The organism is Nibribacter koreensis (assembly GCF_039541795.1).
Taxonomy (GTDB): Bacteria; Bacteroidota; Bacteroidia; order Cytophagales; family Hymenobacteraceae; genus Nibribacter; species Nibribacter koreensis.
The window spans coordinates 403,030-421,441 of the sequence record NZ_BAABGX010000002.1 but is presented as its reverse complement, the minus strand read 5'-3'; the positions used below and the strand labels follow the sequence as shown (position 1 = coordinate 421,441).

Below are 18,412 nucleotides of genomic sequence, written 5' to 3'. Positions count from 1 at the left end.
GGTTAGTTTCCTCTACGCTACCTATTGGTTTCACACCCTTTCCTGTATGGAGCCGTTTCTTAATCAATACGTAAGGCTTAGGCCTTGAGTCAACCTTGTAAAGAGACATCATGGAAGTAACACAAATAGTACTGGCCAGTCGGCCGAAAGGAAACCCCACACCAGAGAATTTCAGGTTTGAGAAAGCTGAGTTACCAGCCTTGCAGGAAGGGCAGGTGCTATTAAAACCGCTATACATCTCCGTTGACCCCTATATGCGCGGCCGCATGAACGATGCTAAGTCTTACACGCCGCCTTTTCAGGTAGACGCCCCGCTGGAAGGTGGCGTAGTAGCCAAAGTAGTAGAATCTAAGAGCGAGGCATTGCAACCCGGCGATGTGGTCTTGGGGGCTTTGCCCTGGGCTACGCAGACTGTGGCAGATGGCAAGAAACTACAAAAGATTGATACCAACCTGGCACCGGCCAGCTACTATTTGGGTATTCTGGGCATGCCCGGCCTCACCGCCTTTTTCGGGTTGTTGGACATTGGGCAGCCCAAGGAAGGCGAGACGATGGTGGTTTCTGGCGCAGCCGGAGCCGTGGGCATGGTGGTAGGCCAGATTGCTAAGCTCAAGGGTTGCCGCGTGGTAGGTCTGGCCGGGTCTGATGAAAAAGCAGAGCTCTTGAAAAAGGAATTCGGGTATGATGAAGTCATCAACTACAAAACCACCCAAAACCTGCGTGCAGAGTTAAAAGCTGCCTGCCCCAACGGCGTGGATGTATACTTTGACAATGTGGGCGGCGAAATCACTGATGCCGTTATCTCGCTCATCAACTTCCACGCCCGCCTCATCATCTGTGGCCAGATTGCCCACTACAACGACCAACAACCACAACTAGGACCTCGGTTCCTGCCCCTCATCTTAACCCGCAGCGCGCTCATCAAAGGCTTTATTGTGAGCAACTACCACACCCGCTTCCCCGAAGCTATGCAACAACTGGCCATCTGGGTCAAAGAAGGCAAACTCCATTATAAAGAAACCATTCTGGATGGCTTTGAGAAACTACCAGATGCGTTCTTAGGATTGTTCACTGGCCAGAACCAAGGCAAGATGCTGGTGAAGGTGTAAGTTTGGGATTAAGTTAAAAACAGGAAAGCCTCTTGAGCTAATAGGCTCAAGAGGCTTTCTTGTTTTTGGCCTGTTTTCCGTAAAACAGACCAAAAATGTTAATTATAGAGAGGGTAAGCGGCCATTCATAGCAAAGGCTGTACTACCTGCAACCTAAACCCCCTCATCCTAACCTTCTCCCTCAGGAAGAAGGAATTGCGTTATTGCGTTTTTGGCCTCTTTTACAGAAAACAGGCCAAAAACAACCTACGCTAGCAACTCCTTTATCGCCTTATCCACTTTCTCAAACTGGAAGCCGCTCAGTACCTCGTCCATCAGGCCTTTTATCTCGGCGGTACACAGGTTGCCAATGCTGCCTTCGTGGGTGTGGTGCACTTTCTCAGGCCGTTCAAACTCGCCTTTCTCAATGGCCAAGCCCACATTTTTGTAAGCATCTCTGAACGGCACACCGCTCAAGACCTGGTTGTTCACCACTTCCACGCTGAAGAGGTACTGGTACTTTTCGTCTTTTAGAATATCTGGGTTCAGTTTGAGGTGGGGGAGCATGAAGGTCATCATCTCCAGGCAGTTCCTGATTTCTGTGAAGGCTGGGAAGAAGCTTTCCTTGAGTAATTGCAGTTCACGGTGGTAACCCGAGGGTAGGTTACCCAGCAGCATCTGAATCTCGGTGGGCAGGGCCTGCAGGCGGTTGCACTTGCCGCGCATGATTTCAAACACGTCTGGGTTTTTCTTGTGCGGCATGATGCTGGAACCGGTGGTCAGTTCATCGGGCAGCGTCACGAAGGCGAAGTTCTGGCTCATGTACAGGCACACGTCCATGGCCATGCGGCCCACGGTGCTAGCGATGGACGCCAAACCCATGCTCACGCTGCGCTCGGTCTTGCCCCGACCCATCTGCGCGTACACCACGTTGTAGTTCAGCGAATCAAAGCCCAGGAAGTCCGTGGTCATCTGGCGGTTGAGCGGGAAGGAACTACCGTACCCAGCCGCCGAACCCAGCGGATTCTTGTTGCTGATTTTATAGGCGGCTTGCAGTAGTTGAAGGTCGTCTACCAAACTCTCGGCGTACGCGCCAAACCACAACCCGAACGAGGAGGGCATGGCCACCTGCAAGTGAGTATAACCAGGTAGTAGCACGTCTTTGTTCTTCTCGCTGAGCTCCTGCAAGGTGGTGAACAGCGTGTGCACGGCCTCCACGGTTTGTCTAATCTCATGACGGATGAACAGCTTCAAATCCACCAGCACCTGGTCGTTACGGGAGCGGCCGCTGTGGATTTTCTTGCCGGCCTCACCTAATCGGCGGGTCAACAGCAACTCTACCTGGCTGTGCACGTCTTCTACGCCGGGCTCAATTTCAAATTCGCCGCGCTCAATGCTCTGGTAAATGGCCTTGAGTTCACGCTGCACAGCGGCCAGGTCTTCAGGTTCCATGAGCCCGATGCTCTCCAGCATGCGCGTGTGCGCCAAGGAGCCCAGCACGTCAAAAGGTGCCAGTTGCAGGTCCATTTCGGCGTCTTTGCCCACGGTGAATTTCTCAACGTTCTGCGCTACGGAGGTTTCTTTTTGCCAGAGTTTCATGCTAAGCGGTAATTACGGGTGTCAATAATTGAATGTACAGGGCAATGCCTTCTTCCAGTTCGGAAATGTAAACAAATTCATTGGCGGTATGCGACCGGGCCGAGTCGCCGGGCCCGATTTTGAGCGATGGGATGTTTAACAGCGCCTGGTCTGAGGTGGTAGGGGAGCCGTACAGGTTCCGGCCCAGCCTGATGCCCGACTGCACAATAGGGTGCTCCCGGTCAATGGACGAGGGCCGCAGCCGCGTGGACCTAGGCGTGACCTCACTCTTCACGTGCCCTTTTATGATGCTCAACACTTCCTCGGGCTGGTAGGCATCGGTTATGCGCACATCCACGGTGAATTTGCATTGGTCGGGCACCACGTTATGCTGAGAACCGGCTTGGATTACGGTCACGCTCATCTTTACCGGGCCCAGAAAACTGCTTTCCTTTGGGAATCTATACGTCCTGAACCATTCTATATCGGTCAGCGCCTCGTAAATGGCATTCACGCCTTCCTCCCGCGCGGCATGTCCGCCTTGCCCATGGGCCACGCAATCCAGCACCATCAGGCCTTTTTCGGCTACGGCCAGGTGCATCTGGGTAGGCTCGCCTACTATCGCAAATTTTACGTTCCCCAGTTCTGGGTACACCAGCTCAATGCCATTCCTTCCGGAGATTTCCTCTTCGGCGGTAGCCGCCAGCACCAGGTTATAGGTTAAATATGTGCGGTCATAAAAGTGCAAGAACGTGGCAATCAAAGAGACCAAACAGCCGCCCGCGTCATTGCTGCCCAGGCCGTAGAGCTTGCCGTCCTGCACGGTAGGCGTGAACGGGTCAAACGTCCAACTGGGGTGCGGCTTTACGGTGTCATGGTGTGAGTTGAGGAGTACTGTGGGCAACGCTGGGTTGTAGTGCTTATTGAAGGCCCAGACGTTGTTCTCCCTGCGGTGAATTTCCACGCCCCGCGCCTGTAAAAATTGCGCAATCGCCTCAGCCGTCCCACTTTCCTCGCGGGAGAAGGACTGGATGGAGATGAGCTGCTGAAGCAGGTTGAGGGCGTCTTGATATAAGGTGTTGGTCATTGACAATTTAAGTTCTTCCGGCGCGAGTCTCTGGACTCGTGTCTGTAGATGGTTGGAGTCTTCAGACTCCCTTTTTAAATTATATTAGATAGCGAGTCTGGAGACTCGCCTCATCCCAAGTGACAAGACGGGAGTCTCGCTCCAGATGCAACCGTTTTTGGCCTGTTTTCTGGAAAACAGGCCAAAAACGCACCTTACACGCTCAACTCTATGGCCTCGTAATGTGCGAAGCTCCTATCAGTGTCTTACAAGGTAATCCTCGTTCCAGCTTCTCTTCCTCTAGCGATCTCTTGTAGGTCTGCCGCATCGCCAATAATTACCGCTTTTACGCCTTGCTCCAGCGCAGAAAACGCATTGTCCAGTTTGGGGAGCATGCCGGCAAAAATGGCTCCTTTGTTCTTCAGTTCTTGGTAATAACTAGGCTGGAGGTGATGAATCACGCTGGTTTCATCTTCTACATCTAACAACACGCCTTTTTTCTCGAAGCAGTACACCAGGTTCACTTCAAACTGTTGGCTCAAGGCCACGGCCAGGGTAGAGGCAATGGTATCGGCGTTGGTGTTAAGCATGTTGCCTTCGCCGTCATGGGTGAGGGCCGCAAACACCGGGACAATGCCTTGCTGGGCCAGAGACGCTAGGAACGGCACATTCACTTGGTCTGGGCTTTCCACGTCGCCTACAAACCCGTAGTCAATGTCTTTGACGGGGCGCTTGTGGGCGGGAATGACGTTGGCATCGGCGCCGGTCAAGCCCAGGGCATTGCATTTTCTGGCCTGTAATTGCGCCACCAAGTTCTTGTTCAGGAGACCGCCGTACACCATGGTCACCAGGTGCAGGGTGTTGGCATCAGTGACGCGACGACCGTTGATCATGATAGTTTCCATGCCCATTTTCTTGCCAATCTCTGTGGCAATGGTTCCGCCGCCGTGCACCAGCACCTTCGGGCCCGGCAACAGCGCGAAATCCGTCATGAACCGCTCCAGCTTGTCGGCGTTGTCCAATACGTTGCCACCTATTTTGATGACGTTGAGTTTGGTAGACACTAGATGTTAAACGTTAGATTTCTTTAATAACTAAATAGTTTTCCATGTCTTGCTCTTCCGGATTTATAATCCGGAAGCTATCTGTAGGGGAGTTCCTACTCCCCGTTTCTGCTAACTTGCCCGTGGTTCCCGGCGGATTGATAAATCCGCGACAGAGTAGTTCGGGATTGGTAAATCCCGAACAGCGGAAGCAGGAAATCCCTAGCAGCAGGAACAGCGGTACTTAACCTTTCCTTTCTATTCAATCTTTCCTCTCTACTCAATGCTTTTATTTTTTTGTCCTCCTGAAAGGACCTTGTGGGCCTGTTAGAGAAGCAGTAGCTACAAGCTTGCTTTTGTTTTTGGGCTATTTTCATTAAAACAGGCCAAAAATGGTTTTTTGCGTTTAGCAATTGTCTATCTAGCTTGCGCACAAGGTCCTTTCAGGATGACAGATGAGGGGGTAAGTATGACCTCACAGGTTTTTAAAACCTATGAGGTCTTCAGTTCTATTACTTTATCCCTTCCAGCAACCGCTTCAATACCGCCTGCGCGGCGAATTCACGGTTGGCGGCTTCCTGTACAACTAAAGAGTTGGGGCCGTCCAGGATTTCATCGCTGAGTTCAACGTTGCGGCGAACGGGGAGGCAGTGCATGACTTTGGCGTTGTTGGTGTTGGCCAGGTGCTGGTTGGTGAGCATCCAGTTCGCGTCTTGGGTGAGTACTTCTCCGTAGTTAGGCTGGAAAGTAGACCAGTTTTTTACGTAGATGAAGTCGGCGCCTTCAAAGGCTTCCTGCTGGTTGTAAGTGATGGTGGCGCCGTTGGTGAACTGCGGGTCCAGCTCGTAGCCTTCGGGGTGGGTGATGACAAAATCTACGTCGGCGGCGCACATCCATTCGGCAAAGGAGTTGGGTACGGCCTGCGGCAGCGCTTTCACGTGCGGCCCCCAGGTCAACACTACCTTTGGCCGACGGCCAGCAGGGGCATGCTCTGTGATAGTCACTAAATCTGCTAAACTCTGCAATGGGTGACGGGTAGCTGATTCAAGGCTCACGAAGGGCACGTTGGCGTACTGGATAAACTTCTTGAGGATATCCTCTGAATAGTCTTCCTCCACGCTTTGCAGTTTGGGGAAGGAGCGGAGGCCCAGCACGTCACAGTACTCGCCCATGACGGCGGCGGCGTCTTTGATGTGCTCCACGGTGGTGCCGTTCATGATGGCGCCGTCCTGGGTTTCCAGGGCCCAACCTTCCTGGCCCATGTTCATCACCATCACATTCATGCCCAGGCTCTGCGCGGCTTTTTGGGTGCTCAGACGGGTACGTAAGCTGGGGTTCAGGAAAATAAGGCCCAGGGTTTTGCGTTTGCCTAAGTCTTCATGGGCATACGGGTTTTTTTTCAGCTCCAGGGCTTCCTGCACCAGCGCGTTTATGTCTTGTACGTCGTGTACCGAGGTGAATTGCTTCATTTTTATTTAGGATTTAAGACGTAAGACTCAAGACACAAGATTTTAATCCAATGCCCAAAGCCTTGCGTCTTATGTCTTACATCTTGTGTCTATTTATCTACTAACTAACTCTGCGAAGGCTTCCAGGAATCTGTACAGTTCCACTTGCGTTACATTGAGCGCAGGCAGGATACGGATGGTGTTTTTGTTGGACGCTGAGCCGGTGAAAATGCGGTACTCATCTAGCAGGGCCTTGCGGAGCGGGGCGCAGGGTTGCTCCAATTCAATGCCCACCATTAGGCCTTGGCCGCGTACTTCGCGCACGCCCGGTAAAGTCTTTGCTTTCTCTATGAGGTAGTTCCCCATGGTAGCCGCGTTTTCTATCAGGTTTTCCTGTTCCATCACTTCCAGCACCGCCAGAGAGGCGGCACATGCCAGGTAATTCCCCCCGAAGGTAGTACCCAGCATGCCGTGTTTAGCCTTAATCTCAGGTGAAATCAAAACACCCGCTACCGGAAATCCGTTGCCCATGCCCTTGGCGATGGTAATCAAGTCTGGCCGGATTCCCGCATGCTGGTGCGCGAAGAACTTACCAGAGCGCCCGTAGCCTGACTGAATCTCATCTAGGATGAGAAGGGCGCCGTGTTTTTTGGCTAGTTTTTCCAAATCCTGCAAAAACTGAGCGGTAGGTATGTTCACGCCGCCCACGCCCTGTATGCCTTCCACCAGAATAGCGGCCACTTCATGGGTTGCCAGGGCTTCTTCTACAGCGGCAGAATCATTGAATGGAAGGAACAAAATATTCTCTGTCTCATTTACCGGAGCTATCAAGCTTGGGTCATCTGTGGCAGCGACTACTGCTGAGGTCCTGCCGTGAAAGGACTTGCTGAACGAAATCACTTTCTTGCGGCCAGTATGAAACGAGGCCAGCTTTAGGGCGTTTTCGTTGGCCTCGGCGCCAGAGTTTATCAGGAAGAACTGGTAATCTGGGTAGCCGCTCAGTTGCCCCAGCTTGTCAGCCAGTTCTTGTTGTTGCGGAATCTTCACGGAGTTGGAGTAGAACCCTATTTTGTTCAACTGCTCGGTTAGGCGTTGCACGTAATGCGGATGGCTGTGCCCGATGGAAATCACGGCATGACCGCCGTACAAATCCAGGTATTCAATGCCGTTGGCATCCCAGACCTTGGAGCCCAGGGCACGAACCGGTGTTATGTCAAAAAGGGGATAAACGTCAAAGAGATTCATATTATAGACGTAAGATTCAAGTTGTAAGACTTTCCGTTTTTGGCCTGTTTTCAGGAAAACAAGCCAAAAACGGAGGGTGTGTTATTTTCTGACGCGAGCCTTCAGACCTGTGCCTTCAGGAGTAGCTGAACAATCTAACCAGCTTTGTCATCTTGGAAAGATCTTGAGGGCCAACGGTAAAGTCGCTTATGAAAGCAATGCTAGTTCGCCCACAAGATTCTTTCAGGATGACAAAAAAGAAGTGATATTGTGGCTTTGTTTTGAATTTTTCAGCTTAGTTGATGTTTCCCGTTTTTGGCCTCTTTTCTGCAAAACAAGCCAAAAAAGGAGGCTAAAACCCAATGGCCTTTAACTGCAAACCGGCACGTTCCTCCAACCCAAACATGAGATTCATATTTTGCACGGCTTGGCCCGAGGCGCCTTTCAACAGGTTGTCAATCAGGCTGGTGATGACCAGTTGGTCGTCGTGTTTCTCTATATATAAGAGACATTTGTTCGTATTCACTACCTGTTTCAAGTCTGGGTTCTTGTCGGTGACCAGGGTATAAGGGTGGCCATGGTAAAACTGTGTGAACAAAACCTGGGCTTCTTCCAGACTCACATCTGAGGTCATGTAGGTAGTGCACAGAATACCCCGGCTGAAATTACCGCGGTACGGCACAAACCGGATGGCTGGCTGGGCGTCTGCCTGCAGAGTCTGAAGGCTCTCCGTGATCTCATCTAGGTGCTGGTGCCCGAAGACCTTGTAGCTGGAGATGTTATTGTTGCGCCAGCTGAAGTGAGAGGTCTCAGCTAGTTTCTGACCCGCGCCGGTAGAGCCGGTGATGCCGCTCACGTGCACCTCAGTGGGCAGAGAACCGTTCTGCGCCAGCGGGAGCAAGGCCAACTGAATAGCAGTGGCAAAACAACCCGGATTGGCGATGTTAGAAGCGGTTTTAATCTGCTCGCGGTTCAGCTCAGGCAGGCCGTACACAAACTGACGGTTGCCAATGCTGGACTTCTCCGTTAACCGGAAATCCTGGCTCAGGTCAATGATTTTCACCGAGTCCGGAATGGGGTTGGTGTCCAGGAATTTCCGGGCATCGCCGTGGCCTACGCAGAGAAACAGCACATCTACATTGGTGCCCAGCTCGTTGGTAAAGACCAACTCCGTATCACCCAGCAAATCTGTATGGGTGTCTACCACCGGTTTGCCGGCCTGGCTTTGGCTATGCACAAAGCTGATGGCAACGTTCGGGTGGTGCACCAGCAGGCGCAGGAGCTCACCACCGGTGTAGCCCGCTCCGCCCACTATGCCCACTTGTATCTTGTTATTTTGCGCCATCTTCGCCGTTGATTAAGCGGTACATCATAGTCTGGTTCCCGAAGATTTTGGAGAAACCTTTCACGTCTTCGCCTGTCCAGGCATTGTTCATCTCGCCGTAAGAGCCAAACTTAGACGACATCAAATCATGGTCTGACTCAATGCCTTCCACCTGGAAGCGGAAAGGCGCTAGCAACACGTACACTTTTCCGGTCACGGTTTTCTGCGTGTCTTCCAGAAAGGTCTCAATGTTGCGCATGGTAGGGTCTAGGAACTGGCCTTCGTGCATCCAGTTACCGTACCAGGTGGCCAGGCTGTCTTTCCAGTACAGTTGCCATTTGGTAAGGGTGTGTTTCTCCAGGGCATGGTGCGCTTTGATGATGATCATCGGGGCCGCCGCCTCAAACCCTACGCGGCCTTTAATGCCAATGATGGTGTCGCCTACGTGAATGTCGCGGCCAATGGCATAGGCTCCGGCAATCTCTTGCAGTTTCTGAATCACGTGCACGGGGTTCTCGAACATTTCATCGTTCAAACCTACCGGCTCACCGTTTTTGAAATGCAGCGTGATGCGCTCTGGTGTTTCTTTAGTCAGTTGGGTAGGGTACGCCGATTCAGGCAAAGCCTGGTGGGAGGTCAGGGTTTCCTTACCGCCTACGGATGTTCCCCAGATACCTTTATTAATAGAGTACTGCGCCTTCTGGAAATCCATCTCCACACCACGCTCTTTCAGGTAGGCAATCTCCTCCTCGCGGGACAGTTTCAGGTCCCGGATGGGTGTGATGATTTCTACCTTGGGAATGAGGATGTTGAACACCATGTCAAACCTCACCTGGTCGTTGCCGGCGCCAGTACTTCCATGGGCCACGGCCTCGGCGCCCACTTCTTGGGCGTATTTGGCAATGGCCATGGCCTGCGAGATACGCTCGGCGCTCACCGATAGGGGATAGGTGTTGTTTTTGAGCACATTCCCGAAGATGAGGTACTTCAGGCAAGACTGGTAGTAGTTATCGGTTTCGTCTAAGGTTACGTGCTGTTTCACGCCCAGATTCTCGGCCCTTCGGGCTATTTCCACCAATTCCTCCTCAGAGAAGCCGCCGGTGTTCACAATGGCCGAATAGATGTCATAACCTTGTTCCAGTAGGTACTTCACACAAAAGGATGTGTCTAAGCCGCCACTGAACGCGAGAACTACTTTTTTCATGGTGGTAATGAGTGATTGAGAGATTGAATACTTTTGAATGATTGAGAGATTTATATTGAGTGATTGAGAGATTGAATGAATGAGTAGGAAATATTATTCTCTCATTCATTCAATCTCTCAATCACTCATTGTCTTCCGCCTTTGGCGGAACAAAAAGCATGGCCGTGCAGAGGCAGTTGCTGCGCTCTTTCATGGTTAAGATGTCAAAGTTGACGCAACTGCGGCAGCCTTTCCAGAATTCTTCGTCTTTGGTGAGCTCTGAATAGGTTACAGGGCGGTAGCCCAGGTCTGAGTTGATTTTCATGACCGCCAAGGCCGTGGTCAACCCGAAGATTTTGGCGTGTGGGTATTTGGTGCGCGACAGTTCAAAGATTTTCTCCTTGATGCGCTTGGCCAGACCGCTCTTGCGCAGGTGCGGGGCTACTATCAGCCCGGAGTTGGCCACGTACTCGCCGTGGCCCCAGGTTTCAATGTAGCAGAACCCAGCCCATGCGCCTTGCGCATCAAAGGCAATGACTGCTTTGCCTTCTTCCATTTTCTGGGCCACGTAGAGCGGCGAGCGTTTAGCAATACCGGTGCCACGGGCCTTGGCAGAGGCTTCCATCTCATCACAGATTTGTTGGGCGAAGGGGGTGTGCTCTGGTGAGGCTACCACCACTGTAAAATCAGGTTGTACTTCCATGAAGACAGAGGCAATAGGCTGCGACTGTATAGCCGTAGCGTTCATACGCAATGGTATTAAAATGAGTAAAAGAGAAAGGTAAATAGGGTCCTTTTGTCCGCAGTCAAATGCGGGCATGAAAGGGCATCCGGTATGGTTACGCTTAGTAACCTAGGCCAGCCGGTGGCCTAGCGCCTGGATCGGGTAGGGATAATAGCAGAAGAAAAAACTGTTCTGGAGAGAACAGAAAAAAGCGCACTCCCGGTGAGGGAGCGTTTTACCGTTGTGGGCACAACTGATAAAATAGACTTTTTATTCATTTTGTTAGATAAAGCTATAAATGCGGCGACCGCTTGTCTGCAAAGTTTTCAGATAAAAAATGAGAATTGCAACGCCTTGGTTCATTTTTCCTTCCTTATTCCCCATTATGTGACTTGGGTTTTATTTAATATGAAAGGAATGCAATTATCTGGGTATAGTTGGCCTTGAGATATAAGGTGAGTGGCAGAGATGGGGAGTAGGAACTGGGTTAAAAGCAAAGAGCCAGGCAAGGTGCCCGGCTCTTTGTAATTTTAAGGTTAGTTCAGACTATTGAACATCCCACCATACTCTGGTGTAGTTAGTGTCTGCACCTTGACGAGCAATTGCAGCGTCATAGCCAGCCTGGTTCACAGTTCTAGCGTTAGCTGGGTAGCTCATTCTACGTGGAATACCACGGGCATCTAGTGAACCTTCACCTGGTACCAAGAAAGATGGGTAACCAGTTCTTCTCCAGTCTGTCCATGCTTCAAAACCATTCAAGAATTGGTGCTTCCATTTCTCGGTGATGATTTGCTGTAAACCTGCGGCGTTGTTACCTGCGTAAGCACCGTGAGGAATTGGACCTACACCGTAGAACTCAGCAGAAGCTTCAATGCCTTGCTCATACAATGCACCAGCGTTCTCTGAAGTAAGACCACGGTTGGCCATTTCAGCTCTTGCAAACAATACTTGAGAATACGTGAAGATAGGAGCGATAACACCAGCACCTTGGAATCTCTCACCTAGACGGCTGTAAGCAGAAGGAATGTTTCTAGCTACCGCAGTACCGTAAGGAAGACCAATGATGTTGCCGTTGATAGACTCACCATATACTTTCAAACGTGGATCACCTTGCATGGCAGTAACGATTCTGTCGCTAAGGGCATAATCATTACGGTTGTCATTGCTATAGTTTTCATACCATGGGTTCCAGTTGTTTGGATCACCACCTAAGAACTGATAAACAATGTTCTCATCGTTGCTAGTGATGGCACCAGCAGTCATAGCAGCCTCAAACTCAGCCTTTGCTTTAGCAGGGTTTTTCTTAATTAAACGCAATGCCATGAACATGCGGGCCGTGTTAGCAAAACGCTTCCAACCAGCCATGTCGCCGTTCAGCAAAATGTCTCCTTGTACCGGGAATCCAGCCAACTCAATTTGAGCCTGAGCCTCAGTCATTTCTTTGAAAAGGTCATTGTAGATAGCTTCCTGAGCATCATACTTAGGAGTTCTATTCTCATTACCTTTCAAAGCTTCTGAGTAAGGAATGTCACCATAGGTATCTGTTAAATACCAGAAGTAATAAGCCTTAAGGATACGGGCAACGGCAATCTGATTGTTCTTAGAACCGTTGGCAGGATCTGCAGCAGCGTTACCAGCATTATTGTTGTCAATAATGGTCTGCAAGTTAGCCAAAGGGCCTCTGTACCACTCAGTCCATGACAAGTTACGGTCACTGTAGTTCTGAGACTCTGGGTATGGACCTTCAGACAGATACTGCGCGTACAATACCATGTAATCATTGGCATAACCAGCAGTAGAAGAAGCAGTACCTACGGCACCTTGTCTAGCGGGGGCACTCCAGGTAGTCCAAGAGATGGCCTGCTCTGAAAAAGTCAACAAGGCCTTGTTGGAAACCGCCGGCAAAGCTGTTGGATCCACGTTGGTGTCACCAAAGTCGCTGAAATCACAGGCTCCTAGGAATACTAGAAGACCCGTAGCAATTGATAAAATTCTCTTTTTCATCTTAGTAATTTTTTACTGATTAGAAAGTAAGTCTCAAGTTCACACCCATTGAGCGAGTTGAGCTCAACTGACCGCCTTCTGTCCAGTAGTCTTCTAATTCTGAAGGATCAATACCATACTCCTTGGCAGGAGCACTGATTAACCAAGCGTTGTTTACAATGAAGCTAATGTTAGCACCAGAGATTGGCAGCGTGCCCAAGATAGACTTAGGAACTTCATAACCTAAACGAACTTCTCTTAGTTTCAAGTATGAACCATCCAATACAAACTCGTCAATGGCTCCTGCCTGCAATGAGGTGTAGAAGTAACGACGAGCTGGCATGTATACATCATTTGGCTGACCAGCTTTAGGAGTACCTGGCGCGAATACCGCATTAGGAATCTTGTAACCACCACCGTTAGATGGGTAGTCTCTCCAGTCATTGCCTTTATCATTTAGACCTACAGTAGCCTCATGTAGACCACCACCTAAGTTAAACTGCTTGGTAGAAGAGTAGAACAAGCCACCTTTCTGGAAGTCTAACGAGAAGCCTAAGTTAAAGCCCTTGTAAGAGAAAGAGTTAAATACACCACCAGTGAAATCTGGCTGTACAGAACCTCTTTCTTGTCCTATGTCATATTGAGGAACACCATTGGCACCAACCAAGATCTGGCCTTGGTCGTTTCTTCTCCATCTTCTACCTACTAACATACCCCAGTCTTGACCAGCTCTGTGCTCTAAACGAGTGTTGTTCCAGTCAGTACCTACCAGGTAAGTAGTAACGCCTTCAACTAGCTCATCTACTCTAGAACGGTTTTTAGACCAGTTGATCATTACATCCCAAGTGAAGTTGTCAGTTTGTACGGCAGTACCGTTCAATGACAATTCAATACCAGTTCTAACAAATTTACCGGCGTTTACCTGGGCAGTGTTGTAACCAGTGGTAGGGTCAATCTCTAAACCAAGGATTTGGTCTTCGCTCACGTCATTGTAGTACGTGAAGTCTAGGCCAAAGCGGTTGAAGAATCTAAAGTCAGCACCAACTTCCCATGAGGTAGTCAAAGCAGGCTTGATCTGGCCACTTCTGTATTGGTTACCCACAGAGGCAGAAGAGTTGTTGCCATAAGCAACCTCGTTGTTGTTTACAATATTCACTTGGTTAAACCCGATGTCCTGACCAGCCTGAGCCACAGAACCTCTCAATTTACCAGAAGAAAGCACACGCTTCAAGCTCTCATTGTTCAACAGCTCAGTGAATACCAATGAACCTCCCAATGAACCATACATAAAGCTATTGTTTTCTGTAGGAAGGGTAGAGAACCAGTCGTTACGCAAGGTACCGTCTAAGAACAAGAAGCCTTTGTAACCCACAGACGCACGACCCAATAATGAACGTACTTCTCTTTCTTCAAAAGTTCTAGTAGAAAGCGGACGAGCCACAGAAGCAGAGATGTCAAAATAATCTGGAGCGCTCAAACCACCTTGAGTAGTTTGTGACATGATATCAGTGTCATTCAAACGCAATGCGGTACCCACAAAGCCATCAAATGAGAAATCACCAAACTCTCTCTTGTAGTTTAAGTAACCTTCATAGTTGAATTCTCGGATGGTGAACTGAGCTAAGGTATACTGAGGAGTGGCAATAGAACCGAAGGCGATACGGCCATCATTTCTACCACCTCTGTAGAACATTTTAGCGTTACCCTGTACGCTTAAGTGGTCAGTCAGTTTGTAGTTCAAACCTAAGTTACCAGATAAGCGAGTGTTTTGCTGTGTAGTAAAGTTGTTCTCCTGTACAAAGTAAGGAGACTCCCAGTACTGTGGTGTCAAGATAGCGTCAATGTCACCAGAAGCATTAGGGTCACCAATGTTCCAAGACTTGAAACGGCCGTCTGGCGTTCTGTAGTTTCTAAGATCGTCCAGGTTCAATTGACGCTGGAACCACTGGTTGAAACCTTGAGTTACGTTCAAACCATCATTACGATAGTCTTCCGCTGGAGCACCTTTCGTGTCTGTGTAAGTGAAAGTTGCATCTGTAGTAACCGTGATTTTAGGAGAAACTGTGAAAGATGAGTTCAATCCTAATTGGTGTTGGTTACGCTTGGCTTCTGGGATAGTAAGTGTTCTGTGCTGGTTGGCATACGTTAAACGGTAGCTAACGGCATCACTTGCGCCAGAGAAGGCAATAGAGTTGTTCAAGAACATACCAGTCTCAAAGAAATCTCTGATGTTGTCTGGCTGTGCTGTCATTGGGATTTGCTTGCCAAAGTCTTCACCTGGGTACCAAGAGTACCAAGGACGGTACGTCTGGCCAGTGATTTTTGGACCCCAGCTCTCATCTGCACCGTACTCAAGGATTTTCTGACCGTCAAAAGCAGCCCACTCAGCAGGGTGACCTGCGTCTGGATCGTAACGGAAGATGTAGTTACCAGCCTCATCCAGGTAGTTACCAGATGGACCAGCGCCGTAAGAGGCTGGGCTGTTTACAGAAGAGGTATAACCACCTGCGTAAGAGTTCTGGTATGGAGGTAACAAGTACAATTTCTCAGCAGTTGCGCTCAAGTTAAGTTCAACTGTTGTTTTGCCTTTCTCTCCTTTTTTGCTGGTGATGATAACCACACCGTTGGCAGCACGGTTACCATAAAGAGCCGTTGCAGCAGCACCCTTCAAAACAGAGATGTTAGCAACGTTGTCCATGATCACGTTCTGCTGCTCAGTGATAACACCGTCTACTACGTAAAGCGGGTTGCCTGGCAAGATGCTGTTAGCACCACGAATCACGATAGACGCGTTGTCAAAAGTAGAAGAAGGAGAACCTTGTAGCTGAACACCAGAAACTTTACCAGCAAGAGAAGAACTCACGTCATTAGACTTAGCTAACGTCAATTGGTTTCCGCTTACCACCCCTACAGAGTAAGGAAGAGTTTCTTTCTCACGTGATTCACCCAAGGCCGTTACTACTACTTCTTGCAATACCTTAGTGTCTGAAGACAAGGCTACGTTAATAGTAGTAGAGTTACCTACTGCGCGTTCTTGAGCAACGTATCCAATGTAGTTGAATACCAAAGTGGCGTTGCCTGCTGGAATGGATAACTGAAAGTTTCCATTCGCATCAGTGGAGGCGCCATTAGAAGTGCCCTTCACCAAAACGGTAACACCTGGCAACCCTTCGTTGTTGCCAGCATCTGTCACCCTTCCTGTGATAGTCCTATTTTGTGCCATGGCTTCGTTCAGAAGCACCGACAACAAGAAAAGACTCAAGAGTAAGATTTTTTTCATGTTGGTTTGGTTTAATGGTTTGTGTAAATAAATGAATGGTTAATGATAAGAAGAATTCAGGTAAAACAAAAACTTTCTGCTGAATCATTGGCCGGTGGCTGGTTATTTGGCGTCATTATTCAAGAAACCACAAGTCATTTGCCTACTATTTTAATTAAACCTTTAATTAAAATAAAAAATGAAAACTAGAACAGAAATTCTTTGCTTAACTGATTTGCGTGACAGGTAATATTTGGTTTTTGCACTATTGCTGCAGAATGGCCTGCAATTAAATATGGGTAGAATAGAATTAGTAAGGTATAATGCAATCTTAGTTATGTCTTATGCAAGGCTTTGCCGGGAGGCAGAGCAAAAGAGAGGAGAGGAGCGCGTCAATACCCTGTGCCACCTGTTTTGAATTTGTATTTTACATAATGTTTATTTGAGAATTGGGGATTTAATTCTAAATAATTAGGTAAAATATTATTAGTGGAATTGACAGTTTAATTAAACGAATTAAAAAGCGAATAGTTAGCAACAATTAAAAATTAAAAAGCCTTAATTAAACATAATACATTATGTTTAATTAAGGCTTTAACTAAAAGGCGCTTGTCTTACCGGTGGTCAAACTGCAGGCGTAGTAGATTGGTATACATGCCGTTAGGGTCAGAGGAAAGTTGGTCATGGGTTCCTTGCTCTGCAATCTGTCCCTTATCAATTACCAGAATCTTGTCTACTTTTCTGATGGTTGCCAGTCTGTGGGCAATGATAATGGTGGTGCGGTTCTTCATTAATTCATCCATGGCCTCCTGTACTAATTTCTCAGATTCAGAGTCAAGGGAGCTGGTGGCCTCATCTAGAATGAGAACGGCCGGGTTCTTTAAAATGGCCCGGGCAATGGCCACGCGCTGGCGCTGACCGCCAGACAGCTTGATGCCGCGCTCGCCCACCACGGTGTCAAAAGCCTCTGGGAACGACTGGATAAACTGCAGCGCATTGGCTTTCTGCGCGGCCTCCCAAATCTCTTCTTCAGAGGCGTCTGGCCGGCCGTAGGCAATGTTCTCTCTAATAGTACCACCAAACAACAGAATCTCTTGTGGCACAATGCCTATGTTATGCCGTAGCTCATGCAAAGGTAAAGAAGAGATGTTTCTGCCGTCTACAGAGATGGCACCCTGGTCAACGGCATAGAACTTCATGAGCAGCTGTACAATGGTAGACTTGCCTGCGCCACTAGGCCCCACCAAGGCTATCTTCTCGCCGGCTTCAATCTCAAAATGGATGTTCTGCAAAACCGCCAGGTCTGGACGGGTAGGGTAGGAGAAGCCCACGTGGTTGTAAGAGACGTGTCCGTTCAAGCGTAATTGGGTAGGCGTGGTCATCTCTAGTTCTGGCTGTTCAGTTTCCTGCTCCAGAATCTCCAGAATACGCTCAGAGGCCCCAATGGAAACCTGCACTTTGGCATATAAATCGCCCAATCCAGCCACCGAGGCCCCAATAAAGGTAGTGTATAAGATAAAGGACGTTAATTGGCCAATGGTCAGTTCGCCGCGTTGCACCAGGGTGGCACCGTACCAAATCACCAGAATGATGCCGCCAAACAATCCCACTATAATAAAGGAGATAAAAGCGCCCCGGTAGAAAGACGTACTGATGGCCGTTTTTACAGATTTGCTCAGTGCGTTGCCGTATCTTTTAATCTCAAACAGCTCATTGGTAAACGCCTTCACCACTTGTATGGCTTGCAAGGTCTCTTCTACAATCACGTTGGTGGTGGCCAGTTGATCCTGCGTCTTTCTGGAAAGTTTCTTAAGTCGCTTTCCAAACACCATGGCCAGAATGATCAGCAGCGGGAACGTGGCCAGCATGAACAAAGAGAGTTTCACGGAGATGTACATGATAAACCCAATGCCTACTAGCAAGGTGGTGATTTGTCTGAACAGTTCTGCCAGCGTGATGGAGAAGCCGTCCTGGATGTAGCTCACATCTGAGGTAATGCGGCTGGTAATCTCACCCACGCGGCGCTGCTCATAAAAAGTGATGGGCAGGCCCATGAACCTGGAATACAAACTTCTTCTAATATCTGCGATGGAGTTCTCGCTTACCTGCGCAAAAAAGTAGACCCTGCAAAAAGAGAAGATGCCCTGCAAGAGAATGACGGCAAACAACAAAAGCGCAATGATGTCTAAGTCTTGCGTGAAGAACTTGGCATTGCCCACGGCAGCGTCCAGCAGAATGCCCGTCAAAGCCGGAAACGCCATAAAGGTTAAACTGGAGAACAGCAGAAACGTGAGCCCTATGATGAAATTGCGCTTGTAAGGGAGTACAAACCGAAAGATGCTCAAACCCCGACGAAGGTTTTCTTTGTTCAGCTTTGCCTTGCCTTCTGTCTCAGGTCCTGTAGCCGCGCTTGGCCCAAATCCGCGTTTTGCCATGTAATACTAAAAAGTAAAAAAATTGGGGTTGCTGAACAACCGTTTTCGGGGTGTTTT

General features: G+C 49.1%; 12 protein-coding genes and 1 pseudogene. 2 read left to right on the top strand and 11 right to left on the bottom strand.

From position 1 onward, the window contains the following. Positions 1-110: 110 nt before the first annotated feature. Positions 111-1,109 (top strand): NADP-dependent oxidoreductase, encoded by a 999-nt coding sequence (locus ABD880_RS09015; RefSeq protein ID WP_345164825.1) that lies wholly within the window; start codon positions 111-113, stop codon positions 1,107-1,109. Between the two features lie 246 nt (positions 1,110-1,355). On the opposite strand, the gene argH is transcribed toward ABD880_RS09015, so the two are convergent. From argH to ABD880_RS08965, 10 genes and pseudogenes are all read right to left on the bottom strand, one after another. Next, positions 1,356-2,687: an argininosuccinate lyase gene (argH, locus tag ABD880_RS09010; RefSeq protein WP_345164823.1), complete on the bottom strand. Its 1,332-nt coding sequence runs from the start codon at positions 2,685-2,687 to the stop codon at positions 1,356-1,358. Position 2,688: 1 nt separating this feature from the next. Continuing rightward, positions 2,689-3,753, bottom strand: a complete 1,065-nt coding sequence (locus ABD880_RS09005; protein WP_345164821.1) for a M20 family metallo-hydrolase — start codon at positions 3,751-3,753, stop codon at positions 2,689-2,691. 245 nt (positions 3,754-3,998) lie between these two features. Next, complete coding sequence (gene argB / locus ABD880_RS09000; RefSeq protein ID WP_345164819.1) at positions 3,999-4,796, bottom strand: acetylglutamate kinase; 798 nt, start codon at positions 4,794-4,796, stop codon at positions 3,999-4,001. 491 nt (positions 4,797-5,287) lie between these two features. Beyond that, on the bottom strand, positions 5,288-6,244 hold the full coding sequence (locus tag ABD880_RS08995) for an N-acetylornithine carbamoyltransferase (protein ID WP_345164817.1): 957 nt from the start codon (positions 6,242-6,244) through the stop codon (positions 5,288-5,290). Between the two features lie 93 nt (positions 6,245-6,337). Beyond that, positions 6,338-7,468 carry an aspartate aminotransferase family protein gene (locus tag ABD880_RS08990; RefSeq protein ID WP_345164815.1) on the bottom strand — a complete coding sequence of 377 codons (1,131 nt, stop codon included), beginning with the start codon at positions 7,466-7,468 and terminating at the stop codon, positions 6,338-6,340. A 331-nt stretch (positions 7,469-7,799) separates the two neighbouring features. Further along, a complete protein-coding gene (argC, locus tag ABD880_RS08985; RefSeq protein ID WP_345164813.1) occupies positions 7,800-8,792 on the bottom strand; it encodes an N-acetyl-gamma-glutamyl-phosphate reductase in 993 nt (330 codons plus the stop codon). Next, positions 8,779-9,975 (bottom strand): argininosuccinate synthase, encoded by a 1,197-nt coding sequence (argG, locus tag ABD880_RS08980; protein ID WP_345164811.1) that lies wholly within the window; start codon positions 9,973-9,975, stop codon positions 8,779-8,781. The genes argC and argG overlap by 14 nt, the downstream gene beginning before the upstream one ends. A gap of 127 nt (positions 9,976-10,102) precedes the next feature. Continuing rightward, positions 10,103-10,657 (bottom strand): annotated as a pseudogene (locus ABD880_RS08975) (GNAT family N-acetyltransferase); the annotation flags it as partial. A 567-nt stretch (positions 10,658-11,224) separates the two neighbouring features. After that, positions 11,225-12,682, bottom strand: a complete 1,458-nt coding sequence (locus ABD880_RS08970; protein WP_345164809.1) for a SusD/RagB family nutrient-binding outer membrane lipoprotein — start codon at positions 12,680-12,682, stop codon at positions 11,225-11,227. A gap of 19 nt (positions 12,683-12,701) precedes the next feature. Beyond that, positions 12,702-15,941, bottom strand: a complete 3,240-nt coding sequence (locus ABD880_RS08965) for a SusC/RagA family TonB-linked outer membrane protein (protein WP_345164807.1) — start codon at positions 15,939-15,941, stop codon at positions 12,702-12,704. A gap of 42 nt (positions 15,942-15,983) precedes the next feature. Between ABD880_RS08965 and ABD880_RS08960 the strand changes: the two genes are divergently transcribed. Further along, the gene (locus ABD880_RS08960) at positions 15,984-16,130 is read left to right on the top strand and encodes a hypothetical protein (protein ID WP_345164805.1); all 147 of its coding nucleotides are present in this window, start codon (positions 15,984-15,986) and stop codon (positions 16,128-16,130) included. 404 nt (positions 16,131-16,534) lie between these two features. Here the strand turns inward: ABD880_RS08960 and ABD880_RS08955 are convergent, their stop codons facing one another. Further along, the gene (locus ABD880_RS08955; protein ID WP_345164803.1) at positions 16,535-18,355 is read right to left on the bottom strand and encodes an ABC transporter ATP-binding protein; all 1,821 of its coding nucleotides are present in this window, start codon (positions 18,353-18,355) and stop codon (positions 16,535-16,537) included. Positions 18,356-18,412: the final 57 nt, after the last annotated feature.